15 protein-coding genes are annotated in these 19,654 nt (G+C 72.1%); 6 read left to right on the top strand and 9 right to left on the bottom strand.

Annotated features, from left to right (window positions below):
* Positions 1-24: 24 nt before the first annotated feature.
* The 5 genes from argC to BLS95_RS43380 all read right to left on the bottom strand — a co-directional run bounded on the left by argC (position 25) and on the right by BLS95_RS43380 (position 6,860).
* Positions 25-1,047 carry an N-acetyl-gamma-glutamyl-phosphate reductase gene (gene argC, locus BLS95_RS43400; protein ID WP_090945442.1) on the bottom strand — a complete coding sequence of 341 codons (1,023 nt, stop codon included), beginning with the start codon at positions 1,045-1,047 and terminating at the stop codon, positions 25-27.
* A gap of 217 nt (positions 1,048-1,264) precedes the next feature.
* Positions 1,265-3,310, bottom strand: coding sequence for a bifunctional aldolase/short-chain dehydrogenase (locus BLS95_RS43395; RefSeq protein ID WP_090945441.1), 2,046 nt, complete (start codon positions 3,308-3,310; stop codon positions 1,265-1,267).
* Positions 3,311-3,317: 7 nt separating this feature from the next.
* Positions 3,318-4,475, bottom strand: a complete 1,158-nt coding sequence (gene rhaI, locus BLS95_RS43390) for an L-rhamnose isomerase (RefSeq protein ID WP_090945440.1) — start codon at positions 4,473-4,475, stop codon at positions 3,318-3,320.
* Positions 4,476-4,485: 10 nt separating this feature from the next.
* Entirely contained in the window at positions 4,486-4,803 is a 318-nt protein-coding gene (locus BLS95_RS43385; RefSeq protein ID WP_090945439.1) for an L-rhamnose mutarotase, read from the bottom strand.
* 125 nt (positions 4,804-4,928) lie between these two features.
* Entirely contained in the window at positions 4,929-6,860 is a 1,932-nt protein-coding gene (locus tag BLS95_RS43380) for a beta-galactosidase (protein ID WP_090945438.1), read from the bottom strand.
* A gap of 150 nt (positions 6,861-7,010) precedes the next feature.
* Between BLS95_RS43380 and BLS95_RS43375 the strand changes: the two genes are divergently transcribed.
* From BLS95_RS43375 to BLS95_RS43350, 6 genes are all read left to right on the top strand, one after another.
* Positions 7,011-8,012, top strand: coding sequence for a LacI family DNA-binding transcriptional regulator (locus BLS95_RS43375; RefSeq protein ID WP_090945465.1), 1,002 nt, complete (start codon positions 7,011-7,013; stop codon positions 8,010-8,012).
* Positions 8,009-9,424 carry a rhamnulokinase gene (locus BLS95_RS43370; protein ID WP_090945437.1) on the top strand — a complete coding sequence of 472 codons (1,416 nt, stop codon included), beginning with the start codon at positions 8,009-8,011 and terminating at the stop codon, positions 9,422-9,424. The genes BLS95_RS43375 and BLS95_RS43370 overlap by 4 nt, the downstream gene beginning before the upstream one ends.
* 78 nt (positions 9,425-9,502) lie before the next feature.
* On the top strand, positions 9,503-12,730 hold the full coding sequence (gene fdh, locus BLS95_RS43365; protein WP_090945436.1) for a formate dehydrogenase: 3,228 nt from the start codon (positions 9,503-9,505) through the stop codon (positions 12,728-12,730).
* A 3-nt stretch (positions 12,731-12,733) separates the two neighbouring features.
* On the top strand, positions 12,734-13,573 hold the full coding sequence (locus BLS95_RS43360) for a 4Fe-4S dicluster domain-containing protein (protein WP_090945435.1): 840 nt from the start codon (positions 12,734-12,736) through the stop codon (positions 13,571-13,573).
* Complete coding sequence (gene nrfD, locus BLS95_RS43355; protein WP_090945434.1) at positions 13,570-14,571, top strand: NrfD/PsrC family molybdoenzyme membrane anchor subunit; 1,002 nt, start codon at positions 13,570-13,572, stop codon at positions 14,569-14,571. Before BLS95_RS43360 ends, nrfD begins: the two co-directional genes overlap by 4 nt.
* Before the next feature lie 229 nt (positions 14,572-14,800).
* Positions 14,801-15,337, top strand: coding sequence for an NUDIX hydrolase family protein (locus BLS95_RS43350; RefSeq protein WP_090945464.1), 537 nt, complete (start codon positions 14,801-14,803; stop codon positions 15,335-15,337).
* Between the two features lie 3 nt (positions 15,338-15,340).
* On the opposite strand, the gene BLS95_RS43345 is transcribed toward BLS95_RS43350, so the two are convergent.
* The 4 genes from BLS95_RS43345 to BLS95_RS43330 form a co-directional block, all read right to left on the bottom strand.
* Complete coding sequence (locus BLS95_RS43345) at positions 15,341-15,859, bottom strand: peptidoglycan recognition protein family protein (RefSeq protein ID WP_090945433.1); 519 nt, start codon at positions 15,857-15,859, stop codon at positions 15,341-15,343.
* A 156-nt stretch (positions 15,860-16,015) separates the two neighbouring features.
* Positions 16,016-17,647, bottom strand: coding sequence for an arylsulfatase (locus tag BLS95_RS43340; RefSeq protein WP_176993689.1), 1,632 nt, complete (start codon positions 17,645-17,647; stop codon positions 16,016-16,018).
* 74 nt (positions 17,648-17,721) lie between these two features.
* Positions 17,722-18,618: a sulfotransferase family protein gene (locus BLS95_RS43335; RefSeq protein WP_218136265.1), complete on the bottom strand. Its 897-nt coding sequence runs from the start codon at positions 18,616-18,618 to the stop codon at positions 17,722-17,724.
* Positions 18,619-18,694: 76 nt separating this feature from the next.
* Positions 18,695-19,579, bottom strand: a complete 885-nt coding sequence (locus BLS95_RS43330; protein WP_090945430.1) for a MurR/RpiR family transcriptional regulator — start codon at positions 19,577-19,579, stop codon at positions 18,695-18,697.
* Positions 19,580-19,654: the final 75 nt, after the last annotated feature.

The following is a 19,654-nucleotide window of genomic DNA, read 5'->3' as shown; positions in this document are numbered from 1 at the left end:
TACCGGTGCGTTGGGTACGTTCTCTCACGGAGCAACTCCTGTCACGGGGAGACCCAGCTCTTCCGGCAGGCCGAGGGCGAGGTTCACGCACTGGATCGCGCCTCCGGCCGTGCCCTTGGTGAGGTTGTCGATGGCGATGACGGCGACGAGGCGGCCCACCCGCTCGTCGAGCGTCACCTGGAGGGCGGCGGTGTTGGCGCCGTAGGTCATGGAGGTGGCCGGCCAGAGGCCCTCGGGCAGCAGGTGGACGAACGGCTCGTCCTTCAGCGCCACCTCGTAGGCGGCCCGCAGCGACTCCTTGGTGACGCCGGGCGTGGCGGGAGCGGTGCAGGTGGCGAGGATGCCGCGGCTCATCGGGGCCAGCGTCGGGGTGAAGGACACGCGCACCGGGCCGCCGGCGACGGCCGACAGGCCCTGCTCCATCTCGGGGGTGTGCCGGTGTGCCCCGCCCACGCCGTACGCGCTGACGGAGCCCATGACCTCGCTGCCGAGCAGGTGGGGCTTGGGCGAGCGGCCGGCGCCGCTGGTGCCGCTGGCGGCCACCACGACCACGTCGGGCTCGGCCAGCCCGGCGGCGAACGCGGGCGACAGGGCGAGCAGGACCGAGGTGGGGTAGCAGCCGGGGACCGCGATGCGGGTGGCCCGGCGCAGGATCTCGCGCTGGCCGGGCAGCTCGGGCAGGCCGTAGGGCCAGGTGCCGGCGTGCTCGCCGCCGTAGAACTCCTGCCAGGCGGCCGGATCGGCGAGGCGGTGGTCGGCGCCGCAGTCGACCACGATGGTCTCCTCGCCGAGCTGGGCGGCGACCGCGGCCGAGTGGCCGTGCGGCAGCGCCAGGAAGACCACGTCATGGCCGGCCAGCGCCTCGGCGGTGGTGTCCTCGATGCGGCGACCGGCCAGTTGCGGGAGGTGGGGCTGGTGGGCGGCGAGGAGGCTGCCCGCGCTGGAGGCGGCGGTGAGCGTGCCGATCTCGACCTCGGGGTGAGCGAGCAGCAGGCGGAGCAGCTCCCCACCCGCGTAGCCGCTGGCTCCCGCGACTGCTGCCCTCATCCGGCGGCCTCCTGCATAGTCATGCATATGTCCTCATGGTTTTGCTGCACTGACAAGATGATGCACGCCAGAGGATGAATATGCAAGCGGAGGGCGGGCGGGCGGACCACATCGTGGGTTCCCTTCCCCCTGTTCCCCGGAGACGAACATGGCCGCCGCCCCCGTCTTCGGGGAGCGGCGGCCCTTTGTGCCGTTCGGTGCCTGCGCCCGGCGGGCGTCAGCGCAGGAAGGCGGCGGCCACGCCGGCGTCCACCGGGACGTGCAACCCGGTGGTGAGGGAGAGGTCGGCGCCGGTGAGGGCGAAGACCGCGGCCGCGACGTGCTCGGGCAGGACCTCGCGCTTGAGCAGCGTGCGCTGGGCGTAGAACTCGCCGAGCCTGTCCTCCTCGACCCCGTACACGGCCGCGCGGTTGGCGCCCCAGCCGGAGGCGAAGATGCCCGAGCCGCGTACGACGCCGTCGGGGTTGATGCCGTTCACCCGGATGCCGTGCCCGCCCAGCTCGGCCGCCAGCAACCGGACCTGGTGTGCCTGGTCGGCCTTGGCGGCGCCGTAGGCGACGTTGTTCGGGCCGGCGAAGACGGAGTTCTTGGAGGCGATGTAGACGATGTCGCCGCCCAGGCCCTGATCGATCAGGACCCGGGCGGTCTCCCTGGAGACCAGGAAGGAGCCCCTGGCCATGACGTCGTGCTGCAGGTCCCAGTCGGCCAGGCTCGTCTCCAGCAGCGACCGCGACAGTGACAGGCCGGCGTTGTTGACCACGAGGTCCACGCCGCCGAAGGCCAGCACGCCCGCGCGTACAGCTGCGACGACCTGCTCCTCCGAGGTGACGTCCACCCCGACCGCCACGGCGACGTCGGAGACCCGGTGTGCCGCCGCGCCGAGTTCGGCGGCCACCTTCTCCGCGGCGGCCAGGTCGCGGTCGGCGACGATCACGCATGCGCCCTCGGCGGCCAGCCGGCGGGCGGTGGCCGCGCCGATGCCCGAGCCGCCGCCGGTGACCAGCGCGATCCGCGTGGCCAGCGGCTTGGGCCTGGGCAGGCGGCGCAGCTTGGCCTCCTCCAGCTCCCAGTACTCGATGCGGAACTTCTCCGACTCCGGGATCGGCGCGTAGCTGGAGACGGACTCGGCGCCGCGCATGACGTTGATCGCGTTGACGTAGAACTCGCCGGCCACCCGGGCGGTCTGCTTGTCCTTGCCGAACGAGAACATGCCCACGCCCGGCACCAGCACGATCGCCGGGTCCGCGCCGCGCATGGGCGGCGAGCCGGGAGTGGCGTGCCGCTCGTAGTAGGCGGTGTAGTCGGCCCGGTAGGCGGCGTGCAGCTCGCGCAGCCGCTCGACCGCCCGCTCCAGCGGCGCGTCCGGCGGCAGGTCCAGCACCAGCGGCGCGACCTTGGTGCGCAGGAAGTGGTCAGGGCAGGAGGTGCCCAGGGCCGCCAGCCGCGGGTGCTCGGCGCGGGAGACGAAGTCCAGCACCTCCGGGCTGTCGGTGTAGTGGCCGACCACCCGCACGTCGGTGGCGGCCAGGCCGCGGATGTGCGGCATGAGGGTCGCCGCGCGCTCGTGCCGCTCGGCCTCGGGCAGGGTCTCGTGGACGACGGCGCCGAACGGGTCCGGGCGGCCGTGCTCGCTCAGGTACGCCTCCGCGGTGCGGATGATCTCCAGCGAGCGGGACTCGCACTCCTGCGACGTGGCGCCCCAGGCGGTGATGCCGTGGCCGCCGAGGACGCAGCCGATCGCTTGGGGGTGGGCGTCCTTGATGGCCGCGATGTCCAGGCCGAGCTGGAAGCCGGGCCGCCGCCACGGCACCCACACCACCCGGTCGCCGAACACCCGCCTGGTCAGCTCCTCGCCGTCGGCGGCGGTGGCCAGGGCGATCCCGGCGTCGGGGTGCAGGTGGTCGACGTGGGCGGCCTCGACCAGGCCGTGCATGGCGGTGTCGATCGACGGCGCGGCCCCGCCCCTGCCGTGCAGGCAGTAGTCGAACGCGGCGACCATCTCGTCTTCGCGGTCCACGCCCGGGTAGACGTTCGCCAGCGCGCGCAGCCGGTCCAGGCGCAGCACGGCCAGGCCCGCCTGCTTGAGCGTGCCGAGGTCGCCGCCGGAGCCCTTGACCCACAGCAGCTCGACCTCCTCGCCGGTCACCGGGTCGGGCGCGGCGCCCTTGGCCGAGGTGTTGCCGCCCGCGTAGTTGGTGTTGCGGGCATCGGCGCCCAGGCGGTGCGAGCGTTCAAGTAGTTCTTCGATGACGTGGTCACTCATGGTGGTGTCAGGCTCCCCAGCCGGCCTGTGCGCCGCCGACCCGATCGGCGACGATCTTCTCGAAATATCCGGACTTGGCGTAGGCGGCCATCGGGTCGGACGCCAGCCCCGACTCCTCCCGCAGCTCCGCCAGCAGCGGCCGCACGTCGGTGTTGTAGGCGTCCATGAACACCCCGTTCGCGCCCAGCACGTCACCCTCGGCCTGCGCGGCGGCCAGCGCCTCCCGATCCACCAGCAGCGCCTTGGCGGTCGCCTCCTGCACGTTCATCACCGAGCGGATCTGGCCCGGGATCTTCGGCTCGATGTTGTGGCACTGGTCGAGCATGAACGCCACCCCGGTCGCCGGGTCCAGCCCGCCGCCGCGCACCACCTCGTACATGATCCGGAAGAGCTGGAACGGGTCCGCCGCCCCCACCATCAGGTCGTCGTCGGCGTAGAAGCGGGAGTTGAAGTCGAACCCGCCCAGCTTCCCCTCCCGCAGCAGGAACGCCACGATGAACTCGATGTTCGTGCCCGGCGCGTGGTGCCCCGTGTCCACCACCACCTGCGCCTTCGGGCCGAGCTTGACGCAGTGCGCGTACGCGGTCCCCCAGTCCGGCACGTCGGTGGCGTAGAAGGCGGGCTCGAACAGCTTGTACTCCAGCAGGAACCGCTGCCCCTCGCCGAGGCGGTCGTAGACCTCGGCCAGGGCCTCGGCCAGCCGGTCCTGCCGGGCGCGGAGGTCGTCCTGGCCCGGGTAGTTGATGCCGTCGGAGAACCACAACTTCAGCGTGTCCGACCCGGTGGCGTCCATGATGTCCACGCACTCCAGCAGATGGTCGGTCGCCTTGCGGCGCACCCGCGCGGACGGGTGGGTGACGCTGCCGAGCATGTAGTCGTCGTCCTGGAAGACGTTGGAGTTGATCGCCCCGATACCCACCCCCAGCTCCCGGGCGTGCCGGGCCAGGTCGGCGTAGTCGTCCACCTTGTCCCACGGAATGTGCAGCGCCACCGTGGGCGCCACCCCGGTGAAGGCGTGCACCTGCGCGGCGTCGGCCAGCTTCTCGTACGGATCGCGCGGCACCCCCCGCTGGGCGAACACCTTGAACCTGGTGCCGCTGTTGCCGTACGCCCACGACGGCGTCTCGATGTGCTGCGCGCGCAGCACGGCCTTGATGTCAGTCATTACTCCCCGATCAATCCAGGTGGAACACTTCGTCCAGCGGCCGCATGCCCTCGTCGGGACGCCCGTCGAGGTCCTCGAAGAACGGCGCCATCTCCGCCTGCCAGCGGGCGTTGACCTCGGTCTCGGCCATGGCCTTCTTGGCGGCCTCGAAGTCGTCGGTCTCCAGGTAGCCCACGAGCAGGCCGTCGTCTCTGAGGAAGAGCGAGTAGTTGTGCCAGCCGGCGCGCGTGAGCGCCTCGCGCATGTCCGGCCAGACCTCCCGGTGGCGTTCGCGGTACTCCGCCAGCCGCTCTGGGCGGACTTTCAGCAGGAAGCAGACGCGTTGCACTGGCACTCCTTTCAAAACGTTTTAATCTTCCGCCTGGAAACTACGTTCACCGGTGCTCGCTGTCAATGAGGCGATTGCGTTCACCGCAGCCTCAACAGGGCGCCGACCTGGTTACACGTTTTAACTCATCGGCCGGGGACGACCCGGGCGTCGCCGGCCGGCACGGCGACCGTCCCGCCGTCGGGCAGGGTCACCACGGCGTCCTCCGCCGTGTGGTTGATCGCGAACAGGAACGAGCGGCCGTCGGCGTGCGAGCGGCGCACGACCTCGACCCCGGGCGCGGTCGTGGCGACGGGCTCGACGCCCGCCTCGGCGCACACCTCGGCCAGGACCCCGGCCAGGGCCGCGGCGTCGAGCCGGGTGGTCAGGTAGTGCGCCGCCCCCTCGCCCCACTCGTTGCGGGTCCGGGCGGGCTCGCCGGTGGCGTACGTGTCCAGGACCTGGGCGCCGGTCGAGCGCGCCACCTCGCTCCAGACGCCGGCCCTCGCCCCGGAGGCCAGCCGGATCGGCCCGTCCAGCGGGAAGAACTCCTCGACGCTCACTCCGAGCAGCTCCCGCCACGCGCCGGGGTAGCCGCCCAGCCGCACCCGGTCGTGCTCGTCCACGATCCCGCTGTACGGCCCGACGAGCGCGACCCCGCCCCGCCGTACGAACGCGGCCAGGTTCGCCGCCCCCGAGTCGCTCACCAGGTAGAGCTGGGGCACCAGAACCAGCCGGTAACCGGTCAGATCGCCCTCCGGATGCGCCAGGTCGCAGGTGATCCCGGCCCGCCAGAGCGCGGCGTGCCAGCGTTTGGCCTCCTCCACCGGGTCCAGCTCGGAGCTGGGCTGGGCGGGGTGGTCCTGGGCCCACACGCTGGAGTGGTCGAGGAGGATGGCGGCCTCGGCCGTAACGGTGCTGCCCGCCACGCCGGCCAGCCCGGCCAGCTCGGCCCCGAGCGCCTCGACCTCGCGCCAGATCTTGGTGCCCGTGCCGGCGTGCGGCAGCATCGCCGAGTGCCACTTCTCGGCGCCCGCCCGCGAGGCCCGCCACTGGAAGAACATGATCCCGTCCGCGCCCCTGGCCAGGTGGGCCAGGGAGTTGCGGCGCAGCTCGCCGGGGGCCTTGGCGAGGTTGCGCGGCTGCCAGTTGACCGCGCTGGTGGAGTGCTCCATCAGCAGCCAGGGGCGGCCGCCGTTCAGCGAGCGCGCGTAGTCGGCGGCGAAGGCCAGGTCGACGTGCGGCTCGGGGCGGGAACCGACCAGGTAGTGGTCGGTGGAGACCACGTCCACCTGGGCGGCGAAGGCCCAGCAGTCCATGTTCCAGTGCGCGCCCGCCATCAGGTTGGTGGTCGCGGGCACGTCAGGGGCGAGCCGCCTGAGCAGGTCGCGCTCGGCGACGTAGAGCTCGACCAGCGCGTCCGAGCTGAAGCGGCGGTAGTCGAGCTGCTGACCGGGGTTGGTGAAGCTGGGGGTGGCGCGCGGCGGCAGGATCTGCGCCCAGTCGCTGTAGTGCTGGGACCAGAACGCGGTGCCCCAGGCGTCGTTGAGCGCGTCGAGCGAGCGGTAGCGCGAGCGCAGCCAGGCGCGGAAGGCCGCCGCCGAGGCGTCGCAGTAGCAGCGGGCGTTGTGGCAGCCGTACTCGTTGTGCACGTGCCACAGGGCCAGCGCGGGGTGGTCGCGGTAGCGGGCGGCCACCTGCTCGGCGATGCGCAGCGCCTTCTCCCGGTAGATCGGCGAGCTGGGGCAGAAGCCCTGCCTGCTGCCGTGCTGCAGGCGCCGGCCGTCGGCGTCCACCGGCAGCGCCTCGGGGTAGGCGTCGCCGAACCAGGGCGGCGGGGCGGCGGTCGGGGTGGCCAGGTTGGCCCGGATCCCGTTCGCGGCCAGCAGGTCCAGCACGCGGTCGAGCCAGTCGAACTCGAACACGCCCTCGACCGGCTCCAGCAGCGACCAGGAGAAGATGCCGACGCTGACCCGGTTGACGCCGGCCCTGCGCATCAGCGCGACGTCCTCGGCCCAGACCTCCTCGGGCCACTGCTCGGGGTTCCAGTCCGCGCCGTAGGCGATGACATCGGGCATGAAGCCTGCCTTTCGATCGCTCGTCAGGTACCCGGGATTAAAACGTTCCTCTCCCAAGGCAGGCAAGTCCCATTCTGAAAGCGAGTGAATAAGGCCGGGATCTGGGCCGCGGCTGGCGTACTGGTCATTAGTACGTTTTAATTGGGCTTCATGGCCATGGTCAGCATCAAGGACGTCGCCGCGTACGCGGGCGTGTCCCCGGGCACGGTATCCAACGTACTGAACCGGCCCGGCAAAGTCGCCCCCGCCACCCGGGAGCGGGTGGAGGCGGCGATCAACGAGCTGGGGTTCGTGCGCCACGGCTCGGCCTCGACGCTGCGCGCCGGGCACAGCAGGACGATCGGCCTGAGCGTGATCGACATCGGCAACCCGTTCTTCACCGAGGTCGCGGCCGGGGTGGAGGACGTGGCCAGCGAGCTGGGCTACGCGGTGATCCTGGGCAACTCGGCCGGCTCGCAGGACAAGGAGGAGCGCAACCTGCGGGTGCTGGCCGAGCAGCGGGTGCGCGGCGTGCTGATCACCCCCTCCGGCGAGGACGTGGCCAGGCTCGACCGGCTGCGCGAGCACGGCATCAGCGTGGTGCTCGTCGACCATCCCGCGCACCGGCCCGACCAGTGCGCGGTGGCCGTGGACGACGTGGCGGGCGGCCGGGCGGCGGTCGCGCACCTGCTGGCCAGGGGCGCGCGCAGCCTCGCCTACGTCACGGGACCGCTGGCCATCAGGCAGTGCCTGGAGCGCCGGGAGGGCGCGAAGGTCGCCATGCGGGCCGCCGGGCTCGACCCCGGGACGCTGAAGGTGGCCGAGACGAACACCATGACGGCCCGCGCGGGCGAGAAGGCGGCCGGCGACCTCATCGCGGGCGGCCTGCCCGAGGCCGTGTTCTGCGCCAACGACCTGCTCGCCCTCGGCGTGCTACGGGCGCTGCTGCGGGCCGGGGTGCGGGTGCCCGAGGACGTGGCGCTGATGGGCTACGACGACATCGACTTCGCCGCCGCCTCCACCGTCTCGCTGAGCTCGATGCGCCAGCCCACCTACCAGCTCGGCCGCATCGCCACGGAGTTGCTGCTGGACGAGTGCGACAATCCGGAGACGCACGCCCACCAGCACATCATGTTCCAGCCCGAGCTCGTCGCCAGGGAGTCCACGCAATGAGCCGCCGCTTCGCCGCCGTCGACCTCGGCGCCTCCAGCGGCCGGGTGATGCTGGCCGACCTGTCCGACGGGCTGCGGCTGACCGAGGCGCACCGCTTCCCCAACGGCCCGGTACGCGTGGCGGGCCGCCTCCACTGGGACATCCTCGGCCTCTACCGCGAGATCCTGACCGGCCTGCGGCAGGCCGGACCGGTCTCCTCCATCGGCGTTGACTCCTGGGCGGTGGACTACGGGCTGCTCGACGAGTCGGGCGCGCTGCTCGGCAACCCGGTGCACTATCGCGACGACCGGACGCGCGGCGTGGCCGGGCAGGTGGCCGACGCCGTCGGCGCGGCGGCACTGTACGAGGTGTCCGGGCTGCAGGTGCTGCCGTTCAACACGATCTACCAGTTGCTGGCCGACCACCGGCTCGACCAGGCGGCGACGATGCTGCTGATCCCCGACCTGATCGGCTACTGGCTCACCGGCGAGGCCGGCGCGGAGGTGACCAACGCCTCGACCACGGGGCTGCTCGACGTACGCACCAGGTCCTGGGCGTTACCGCTGATCAAGCAGCTCGGCCTGCCCGCGCTGCTGTTCCCGCCGCTGCGGCGGCCCGGTGACGCGGTGGGCGGGCTGCGGCGGGACGTGGCGGCGGAGATCGGCTGGTCGGCGCCCGTCAGGGCGGTGGCCTCGCACGACACCGCCTCCGCCGTGGCCGCGATCCCGGCAGTGGGCGAGGCGTTCGCCTACGTCTCGTGCGGCACGTGGTCGCTGGCCGGGGTGGAGCTGCCGGGCCCGGTCCTGACCCCGGAGAGCCGCGCCGCGAACTTCACCAACGAGGCCGGCGTCGACGGCACCGTACGCTACCTGCGCAACGTGATGGGCCTGTGGCTGCTGCAGGAGTGCCAGCGCGCCTGGCCGGACTCCGACCTGGGCGACCTGCTGGCGGGCGCGGCGGCCGAGCCGGCGTTCGCGGCCGTGGTCAACCCGGACGAGCCGCTCTTCCTGCCGCCGGGCGACATGCCGGCCAGGATCGCGGCCGAGTGCCGCCGTACGGGTCAACGCCCGCCCGAGTCCCCGGCCGCCTACGTGCGCTGCGTCCTGGAGAGCCTGGCGCTCGGCCACCGGCTGGCGGTGCGCCAGGCGATGGAGCTGTCAGGCCGCGAGGTCGGCGTCGTACACCTGGTGGGCGGTGGGTCCCGCAACGAGCTGCTGTGCCAGTTCACCGCCGACGCCTGCGGCCTGCCGGTGGTGGCGGGGCCGGCCGAGGCGACCACGTTCGGCAACGTGCTGGTGCAGGCCCGGGCGGCGGGGCTGGTGTCCGGGCTCGACGAGATGCGCGCCCTGGTCGCCTCCTCGCAGCCGCTGCGCCGCTACGAGCCGTCGGGCGACGAGCACGCCTGGGAACAGGCCGCGGCCCGTCTCTTCTGACCCCTTCTGACCTGCGTCTTCCGGTTTTCCCGCGCACCGCACCGGGCAGGAAGGCGACCAGGGGCATCGGGGGGCGCCATGGATTTCGGATGGCCGCTGTTGCGGCAGTTGACGGGCAAGGACCGGACCGGGCGGGCGGCCGCGGTGAAATCCGCCAGAACCGGCGCGTTGACCGCCCGCACGGCCACCGCCGACCGTGTCGTCAAGTCGGTGTGCCCGTACTGCGCGGTGGGCTGCGCCCAGAACGTCTACGTACGCGACGAGCGCGTCATCCAGATCGAGGGGGACCCCGACTCCCCCATCAGCAGAGGACGGCTGTGCCCGAAGGGCGCGGCCACCCTCCAGCTCACCACCGACCCTGGCCGCCGGCGTAAGGCGCTCCACCGGCCGCCGGGCGCGGCCGACTGGCAGGAGATCGACCTGGCCACCGCCATGGACATGGTGGCCGACCGGATCATCGAGACCCGGCGCGCGACCTGGGAGTGGGAGAAGGACGGCCGGCGCGTCGCGAGGACCCTGGGCATCGCCAGCCTGGGCGGCGCCACGCTGGACAACGAGGAGAACTACCTCATCAAGAAGCTGCTGACCGCGCTGGGCGTGGTGCAGATCGAGAACCAGGCCCGCGTCTGCCACAGCTCGACCGTGGTGGGGCTGGGCACGTCGTTCGGCCGCGGCGGCGCCACCACGTTCATGCAGGACCTGCAGCACTCCGACTGCGTGATCATCCAGGGCTCGAACTTCGCCGAGGCGCACCCGGTGGGCTTCCAGTGGGTGATGGAGGCCAAGGCGCGCGGCGCGGTGGTCATCCACGTCGATCCCCGCTTCACCCGCACCAGCGCCCTGGCCGACCTGCACGTGCCCATCCGGGCCGGCTCCGACGTGGCCTTCCTCGGCGCGATCATCAACCACGTGCTGGAGAACGACCTGTACTTCCACGAGTACGTGGTCAACTACACCAACGCGGCCACCATCCTGCGCGAGGACTACCGCGACGCCGAGGACGGGGACGGCCTCTTCTCCGGCTTCGACGCCGAGACCCGGACCTACGACACGAACTCCTGGCAGTACGAGGGCATGGAGGTGACCGCGGCCGGCGGCGAGCGCGACGCGGGCTCCGGGCGGCGGACCGGCAGGGTGCCACCGGGCCGCGGCGAGATGTCCGGCGCCGCCGGAGTCCCGCTGGAGGGCGCCCCCGACCGGGACGAGACGCTGCGCCATCCGCGCTGCGTCATGCAGGTGCTGCGCCGCCACTTCGCCCGCTACACGCCGGAGATGGCCGAGCGGGTGTGCGGGGTGCCGCGTGAGCTGTTCGACCAGGTGTGCCGGCACCTGACGGAGAACTCCGGGCCGGACAAGACCGCCGAGTTCGTCTACGCGGTGGGCTGGACGCAGCACAGCGACGGCTCGCAGTTCATCCGCGCGGCGAGCATCCTGCAACTGCTGCTGGGCAACATCGGCCGGCCGGGCGGCGGCATCCAGGCGCTGCGCGGGCACGCCAGCATCCAGGGCTCCAGCGACGTGCCGACGCTGTTCAACCTGCTGCCCGGCTACATCCCGATGCCGCACGCCCACGAGCACCCGGGGCTGCGCGACTTCCTGCGGGCCGACGCGCCGCACAAGGGCTGCTGGGCGGACATGCCGGGCTACCTGGTGAGCCTGCTCAAGGCGTGGTGGGGCGAGGCCGCGCAGCCGGACAACGACTTCCGCTTCGGCTACCTGCCCCGGTTGACGGGCTCGCACAGCACCTACGACACCGTGCTGGCGCAGCTCGACGGCGTCTGCAAGGGCTACATCCTGCTCGGCGAGAACCCGGCGGTGGGCTCGGCCAACGCCAAGATGCAGCGTCTGGGCATGGCGGAGCTCGACTGGCTGGTGGTGCGCGACCTCAACATGATCGAGAGCGCCACCTGGTGGCGGGACGGCCCGGAGATCGAGACCGGCGAGCTGAAGACGGCCGACATCGGCACGGAGGTGTTCTTCCTCCCCGCGGCCTCGCACACCGAGAAGAGCGGCAGCTTCACCAACACCAACCGGCTGCTGCAGTGGCACCACCAGGCGGTCGAGCCGGCCGGTGACGCGCGCAGCGACCTGTGGTTCATGTACCACCTGGGGCGGATCATCCGGGAGAAGCTGGCCGGCTCGCAGGACCCGATGGACGCGCCCGTGCTCGACCTCACCTGGGACTACCCCGTGAGCGGCGAGGTGGCCGAGCCCGACGCGGAGGCCGTGCTGGCCGAGATCAACGGCCGCGACCCCGAGGGCCGGCCGCTGTCGGGATACCACGAGCTCAAGGACGACGGCTCGACGACCTGCGGCTGCTGGATCTACTGCGGCGTCTACGCGGACGGCGTCAACCAGGCGGCCCGCCGCAGGCCGCACACCGAGCAGGACTGGATCGCCGCCGAATGGGCCTGGGCGTGGCCGGCCAACCGGCGGGTGCTCTACAACAGGGCCTCCGCCAGGCCGGACGGACGCCCGTGGAGCGAGCGGAAGAAGCTGGTGTGGTGGGACGCGGACGCGGGCCGGTGGACCGGCTTCGACGTGCCCGACTTCGAGCTCCATAAGAGCCCCCGCTACCGGCCGCCGCCCGCCGCGCAGGGCGTCGAGGCGCTGTCGGGCATCGACCCGTTCATCATGCAGGCCGACGGGAAGGGCTGGCTGTTCGCGCCCGCCGGGGTGGTGGACGGGCCGCTGCCCACGCACTACGAGCCGCAGGACTCGCCGGTGGCCAATCCGCTCTACGGGCACCAGCGCAACCCGGCGCGCAAGGTCTATCCGCACGAGGCCAACCGTTACCATCCGAGCGGCGCGGAGCCGGGCGCGTCGGTCTACCCGTACGTGGTGACGACCTACCGGCTCACCGAGCACTTCACGGCGGGCGGCATGAGCCGGCACACGCCCTACCTGGCCGAGCTGCAGCCGGAGATGTTCTGCGAGGTGTCGCCGGAGCTGGCCGCCGAGCGCGGTCTGGTGCACGGCGACTGGGCGACGATCGTCACTGCCCGCAACGCCATCGAGGCCAGGGTGATGGTCACCGACCGGATGCCCTCCCTGCGCCTCGACGGCCGGGTGCTGCACCAGATCGGGCTGCCGTTCCACTTCGGGCCCAACGGCCTGGTCCGGGGCGACGCGGCCAACGAGCTGGCGTCGATCTCGCTGGACCCGAACTCCCACATCCAGGAGGTCAAGGCCCTGTCGGCGGACATCCGGCCGGGACGGCGGCCGCGCGGCCCGGCGCTGCCCGAGTTCGTCCGGGCCTATCAGCAGCGGGCCGGTGTGACCGGCACGACCGGAACGGAGGCGTGAGGGATGGCCTTCGACATGGACGAGAAGCCGGCCGAAGGGCGGGTGGGGTTCTTCACCGACACCAGCATCTGCATCGGCTGCAAGGCGTGCGAGGTGGCCTGCAAGGAGTGGAACGCGGTCCCCGAGGACGGCCTGACCTTCACCGGCTGGTCCTACGACAACACCGTGGGCCTGGGCGCCGACACCTGGCGGCACGTCGCCTTCGTCGAGCAGCGCCGGCCGCTCGGCCACCAGGAGCCGGGGGTCGGCGACATGGACTTCCGCTGGCTGATGGCCTCCGACGTGTGCAAGCACTGCACGCACGCCGCCTGCCTGGACGTGTGCCCGACGGGGTCGCTGTTCCGCACCGAGTACGGCACGGTCGTGGTGCAGGAGGACGTGTGCAACGGCTGCGGCTACTGCGTGCCCGCGTGCCCGTTCGGGGTGATCGGCAAGCGGGAGAGCAGCGGCACGGCCGCCAAGTGCACCATGTGCTACGACCGGCTGGGCGCCGGCCAGGAGCCCGCCTGCGCCACCACCTGCCCGACGGACTCCATCCAGTTCGGCGACCTGGAGGAGTTGCGCGAGCGCGCGGCGCGCCGCCTGGAGCAGGTGCACGCGGCCGGGATGAGCTCGGCCCGCCTGTACGGCCACGACAGCGGCGACGGCGTCGGCGGCACCGGCGCGTTCTTCCTGCTGCTGGACGAGCCCGAGGTGTACGGCCTGCCGCCCGACCCCGTGGTGACCACGCGGGACCTGCCGTCGATGTGGCGGCACGTCGGGCTCGCGGCGCTCGGCCTGCTGGCGGGCGTGGCGGCGACGGCCTGGCGGGCAGGCCCGCCGGGCGGAAGGGGACGATCATGAGCCAGACCGACGTACGGCTGGACGGCTCGGCCGAGGTGCGGACCGAGCGGGAGGCCACGCCGGGCTCCGCGGGGCACCGGCGGGAGCGGCCCGCCGCGCCGAGGCCCAGCGCCGACTCCTACTACGGGCGGCCGGTGCTGAACGAGCCGACCTGGCAGGCGGCCGACATCGCGGGATACCTGTTCCTCGGCGGCCTGGCCGGGGCCTCCTCCACGCTGGCGGCCGCCGCCGAGCTCACCGGCAGGCCCCATCTGGCCAGGGTGGCGAAGGTCGGCGCCCTGGGCGCGCTGGGCGGCTCGCTCTACGCGCTGATCCACGACCTGGGGCGGCCGGACCGGTTCGTGAACATGCTCCGGGTGTTCAAGGTGACCTCGCCGATGAGCGTCGGCACCTGGATCCTCACCGCGTACGGGCCGCAGGCCGGGTGCGCGGCGGCGGCCGACGTGTCCGGGCTGGCCCCGAGGCTGGGCCGGGCCGCCACACTGGGGGCGGGGCTGGCCGGGCCGGCGGTCGCCACCTACACCGCGGCGCTGATCTGCGACACCGCCGTGCCCGCCTGGCACGAGGGGTTCAGGGAGATGCCGTTCCTGTTCGCCGGGTCAGCCACGGCCGCCGCGGGCGGGCTCGGCATGCTGGCCGCGCCGCTCGCCGAGGCGGGCCCGGCGCGCCGGGCGGCGCTGCTGGGCGCGGCCGTCGAGTGCGTGGCCGCCACCCGGATGGAACGGCGGCTGGGGCCGCTGGCCGAGCCGCTCAAGCGCAGCAGCCTGCTGCGCGTGGGCGAGGCGCTGTCGCTGCTCGGCGCGCTGGCCGGGATCACCGCCGGGCGGCGCAGCCGGATCGCGGCCATGGCGGCGGGCGCGGCGCTGCTGGCGGGATCGGCCTGCACCCGGTTCGGGATCTTCCGGGCCGGGATGGAGTCGGCGAACGACCCCAAGTACACGGTGCAGCCGCAACGCAGGCGGCTGGCGAAGGCACAAGCGGAGGCTGACCTCACATGAAACGACAAGTCATCGAATATCTGCCGTTCCTGGGCATCGTCATCGTCATCGTCACGACGTCCTGGCTGGCGGGCCGGAGCCTGCCCCAGGTCCGCGCGTCAGCGACGCGCCAGGGCCGGCGAGGCAGCGCGTGTGCCCGGCGTGGGTCCCGGGTCAGGACTCCCCGGCGCGCCTGCTGTCCTTCCTGAGCGGCCCCGAAAAGATCATCCAGGAACGTTACGATCAGCAGATGACCGAAAAGACCGAAACCACGCCCGGCTGGCTGGCACCGGAAGAACTGGAGTCGGTGCGGGGGCGGCTGCCGATCCTCTACATCGACGCCGTGCCGGTGCGCGTCGACGAGACCGGCGTGGTGACCCACGTCGGGCTGCTGTTGCGCATCGCGGCGGACGGGACGGTCAGCCGGGCGCTGGTCTCGGGCCGGGTGCTGCACCACGAGCGGATCCGCGACGCCCTCCTCCGCCATCTGGAGAAGGACCTCGGCCCGGTGGCGCTGCCCCGCATCCCCGCCTCCCCGCAGCCGTTCACCGTCGCCGAGTATTTCCCCACGCACGGCGTGACCCCGTATCACGATCCGCGCCAGCACGCGGTCTCGCTGGCCTACATCGTGCCGGTCGCCGGTGACTGCCGGCCCCGGCAGGACGCGCTGGACCTGGTGTGGTTCACGCCCGAGGAGGCGGCCTCGCCGCTGGTGCAACAGGACATGGCGGGCGGGCAGGGCGTGCTGGTGAAGCAGGCGCTCGCCCACATCGGCCGGCTGCCCTGAGCCTCAGGGCCGCTTGGCGCCGGCGCGTACCCACTGGTAGAGCGGGTCGCCGGGGCACGAGGTGTCGTAGCCGTCCCGGTGGCCCTTCACCTCGCGCCCGGCGTCCCCGTGCTCGCGCAGGTATTCGATGGCGTCGACCAGGGCGTTCAGCAGGTCGTCGTTGGGCTCGGTGAGGCCGGAACTGCCGACGAGGGCGAGCACCGCGTAGTGGCCGGAGTTGAGGCCCGCGCCGTTGGCGGCCGGCAGCGCGTGCGGGCCGCGGCCCATGAACGTCCGCCCGTGCGGGCAGCAGACCATGTTGTAGCCCAGGTCGATGTACTTCTCGCCGCGCCCGCCCGCCATGTGCATGCGCTGGATGTCCTGCACCAGGTCGACGCAGTGGTCGTGGTTGGCGGCGTCGGGAAGGTCGGCGCGGACCGCCCCGCCCGTGTAGTGGATCTTGACGCCTCGGGTGGCGGCCAGGCGGGTGTAGCCGGTGCTCGGCTTCTTCGCGTCCCACTCCGCGCGGGTGATCAGGTTCATGTCGTCCCCTCCTGAACGGATGGCTCCAGCTACCAGAGTGTCAACTTTCGGTAATCGCGTCAGCACTCTTTGTCACTAGGGTGAGGTTCCGTCCTGGTGAGGCTTCCATGCCGGCTCGCCGGGCCGGGCCGCACTCCGGCCCGGCGAACCGCGCTGTCAGGCGTCGAGGCGGCGGGAGCCGTGGGACTTGCGGAAGACCTGCGCCCTGCCGGCCGCCACGAAGTCGGCCCGGGCGGTGATCCGCTCCCCGCCGCGCACCGGGAAGCCGACCGCGACGGTCTCCCCCGGCTCCACCTGCGCCACCGTCCGCGACCGTGCCCGGCGCGACCCGTCGAGCCCCAGGCGGACCTTGCGCCAGGGCACCTTCGACCCGTTGTACAGGGTCACGACGACCTGGCCGCCGGTCAGCTTCGTACGCAGCCCGTAGCGAAGGCGCGGGTCGGGGCCGATCGACTCGTCGAGCAGGGCCATCAGCTCCGCGGCCAGGTCGGGGCGGTCCGCGGCGAGGTCGTGCTGCTCGCCGGGGTCGTCGGCCAGGTCGTACAGCTCGACCCGGCCCTCCGGTCCGGCGCCGGAGATGTGCGGGGCGAACCTGACCCCCTTCCAGTCGCCGCGCCGGATGGCCTGGACCTTCTTGGGCCGGTTCCACACCAGGTGGTCGTGCTCGGGGGCGCTGCCACCGGCGAGCGCGCGGCGGAAGGACCGGCCGTCGAGGTGGGCGGGGACCGGCACGTCGGCCAGGTCGGCCAGGGTCGGCAGCACGTCCCAGGACGCGACCGGCTCCTTGACCACGCGCGGCTTCAGGGCGGGCGACCAGGCGACCAGCGGCACGCGGATGCCGCCCTCGTACACCTCGCGCTTGTCGCCGCGGAAGTCGGCGTTGGAGTTGAACAGCTCGGGCGTCACGCCCTTCTCCCGGTGCGGGCCGTTGTCGCTGGTGATCAGCACGAGCGTGTTGCGGGCTATGCCGGCCTCGCGCAGCGTGCGCACCAGCGCGTCGATGTCGGAGTCCAGCCGGGACACCTGGGCGGCGTGGCGGCGGTTGGCTAACGTCCACGGCTTGTGCTGGTACCGTCCCGCGTCGCCCGGGATCTGGCTCGGCGAGTGCGGCAGGATGGTGGCGAAGTAGAGCAGGAAGGGCTCCTCGCTGTCCTGCTTGATGAAGTCGATCGCCCGCTCGCGGAACAGGTCCGGTGCGTACGTCCTGCCGTCCAGCCGCACCTTGCCGTTGTTGTGCCACAGGTACTTGGGGAAGTACTGGTGGGCGTGCTTGTGGGTGATGTAGCCGAAGAACTCGTCGAAGCCGCGCTGGTTCGGGTGCGACACGTTGCCGGCCCGCTCGGGGCCGAACCCCCACTTGCCGATGCAGGCCGTCCGGTAGCCGGACAGCTGCAGCAGCTCGGCGAAGGTGAGGTCGGCGCTGGTGAGCGCGTGCTGCTCCCCGCCCTCGGGGTTCTCCCGTACGGTGCCGTGGCCCGCGTGCAGGCCGGTGAGCAGCGCGCAGCGGGACGGGGCGCACAGCGGCGCCCCCGAGTACGCGGTCTCGAACTGCACGCCCTCGGCGGCCAGCCGGTCCAGGTGCGGCGTGCTGATCAGTCGCTGTCCCTGGAAGCCGACCTCACCCCAGCCCAGGTCGTCGGCCAGAATGACGACGATGTTGGGTCGCGAGGGCAGATTGCCCGCCTTCTTCGCGGTCTCCGCCTCCGCCCCCTCGGCGGTCAGGGTGGGCAGGGCAAGGCCGGCCAATGTTCCGGCGAAGAGAGAGCGACGCGTAGGCCCGTTGATCACGAAGTGCAACATATCGGAGCCCCAGGCGGATGGCGGGCAAAATTCAAGCGAACTTCGTCACAGCACGGTCGGGGTCACAGATAGCCCCACTGGCGGCAGATCTCGTGCAGATCGGCGGGGATCTCGTCGCGCGAGGGCAGCGGGCGGCCCTCCACCACCGTGCCGGCGCGGATCTTGTCCCGCCAGTCGCCGATGCCCTTGACGAAGGCGCCGTGGTCCTGCCTGCCGTAGTTCAGCATCGCGGGCTCCCATTCGAGGCCCAGGAACAGGCACAACCGGCGCAGCTCCGCCTCGGGGTCGGCGACCAGGGCCTCGTAACGCAGGGTGTGGCCCTCCAGGCGGGTGCGGGCCTCCTCCAGGTGGGTCATGTACGTCAGCGTGCGCGGCACGGCCATCTCCATGGGCCGCTTCTCGGGATCGGCCTCGTGCCAGGACTGCACGATCGACATCGGGTGGCGCAGCAGGAAGACGAAGCGCGCGTCCGGCCAGCAGGTCGCGATGCGCCGCCAGGCGAACACGTTGCTCGGCGTCTTCTCCGCCATGATCGGCTTGCCGCTGCGGGTCAGTTCCCGGTGCAGCAGCCGGTCCCAGACGATGTGCTCGATGTCGCTGTGGGTGTGGCCGAGCGCCTCCATCGCCTGCCGTACCGGTTCGGTGCCCAGACCGATGGTCACCCGCCGGAAGTGCGTCTCGATGGGCGAGTGCACCTTCGAGTGGCTGTTGAGCATGACCCTCAGCAGCGTGGACCCCGACCGGACGGACGAGAGCAGGAAGACCGGCTCGCGCAGCAACCGGTCGTGGACCGGGTCGACCGGTCCGCGTAGCGTGTCGCCCGGCAGCCGCTGCAGCTCAAGCGGGGGTTTGGGTGGAGGCTTCGGGACGCTCTCCGTGAGCTCCTTACGCAACCGCCGCGTCAATGTGTATCCCGTCAGGCCCTCAAGTGTGGCGTTGGCCCGGTACCTCCAGCTCATGGCCATACAAGGTAGAGATAGCCAGTGAACCGCAGGTGAATGACACCTGTGAACCTGTTACCGGCTTGCCACCCGCCTAGGCCCGTTTGTGGATCACGCGGTCGTGCACCACCGCGTACGTGTCGCGCAGCGCCGCCATCGACGCGTCGTACGACGCCTGCGCGACGCCGGTGAACAGGCAGTCCACCACCATGAGCTGGGCGATGCGGCTGCCCAGGGCGGCCGGGCGGAACCGGGTCTCGCGGGCGGCAGTGGTCAAGGTCACATCGGCGGCGGCCGCCAGCGGCGAGTCCCGGAAGTTCGTGACGGCCACGGTGGAGGCCCCGGACCTGCGGGCGATGGCCAGGAACTCGACCGTGTCCACGGTGGCCCCGGTGTGCGAGACGGCCACCGCCACGCAGGCGCGGTCAAGCGTCGCCGCCGCCGTCCAGGCCGAGTGCGCGTCCGGCCAGTTGATCGCGGTACGCCCGATGCGCGACAACTTCTGCTGCAGGTCGAGCCCCACGAGCGAACTGGCGCCCACCCCGAAGCCGTCGATCCTGCGCGCCCGCGCCAGCAACGCCACCGCCTCGGCCAGGGCCTCCAGGTCCATCGACCGCGCCGTGTCGGCGATGGACAACGTCTCGGACATGGCCAGCTTGGAGACGATGCCCCCGAGGCTGTCGTGCCGGTCGATGTCGCCGGACGCCTCCGGCAGGCTGGAGGTGACCAGCTCGTCGCGGGCCACCGCCCTGGCCAGGTCGATCCGGAAGTCCTTGTAGTGGGCGTACCCCATGCGCTGGTAGAAGCGCACCACCGAGGTGGTGGAGGTCCGGCAGCGGGCGGCGACCTGGGCGATGGACAGGTTCGCGGCGGCGCCGGGGGCGACGGCGAACTCCTCGGCGACGCGCCGCTCCGACGGCCGCAGCGCGGGCATGGCAGCCCGGATGCGGATCAGCAGGGTGCCTGCGTCCTCGGCCATCGTCCGTCCATCCCGCGAAGGAAAATATTTACCTCAGTGATAAGGTCTGCGTAATTTTATGACCGCTGTTCCTGA

Source organism: Nonomuraea jiangxiensis (assembly GCF_900099965.1).
GTDB lineage: Bacteria > Actinomycetota > Actinomycetes > Streptosporangiales > Streptosporangiaceae > Nonomuraea > Nonomuraea jiangxiensis.
The sequence above is the reverse complement of the archived record's forward strand: the minus strand, read 5'-3'. Positions and strand labels throughout refer to the sequence as shown.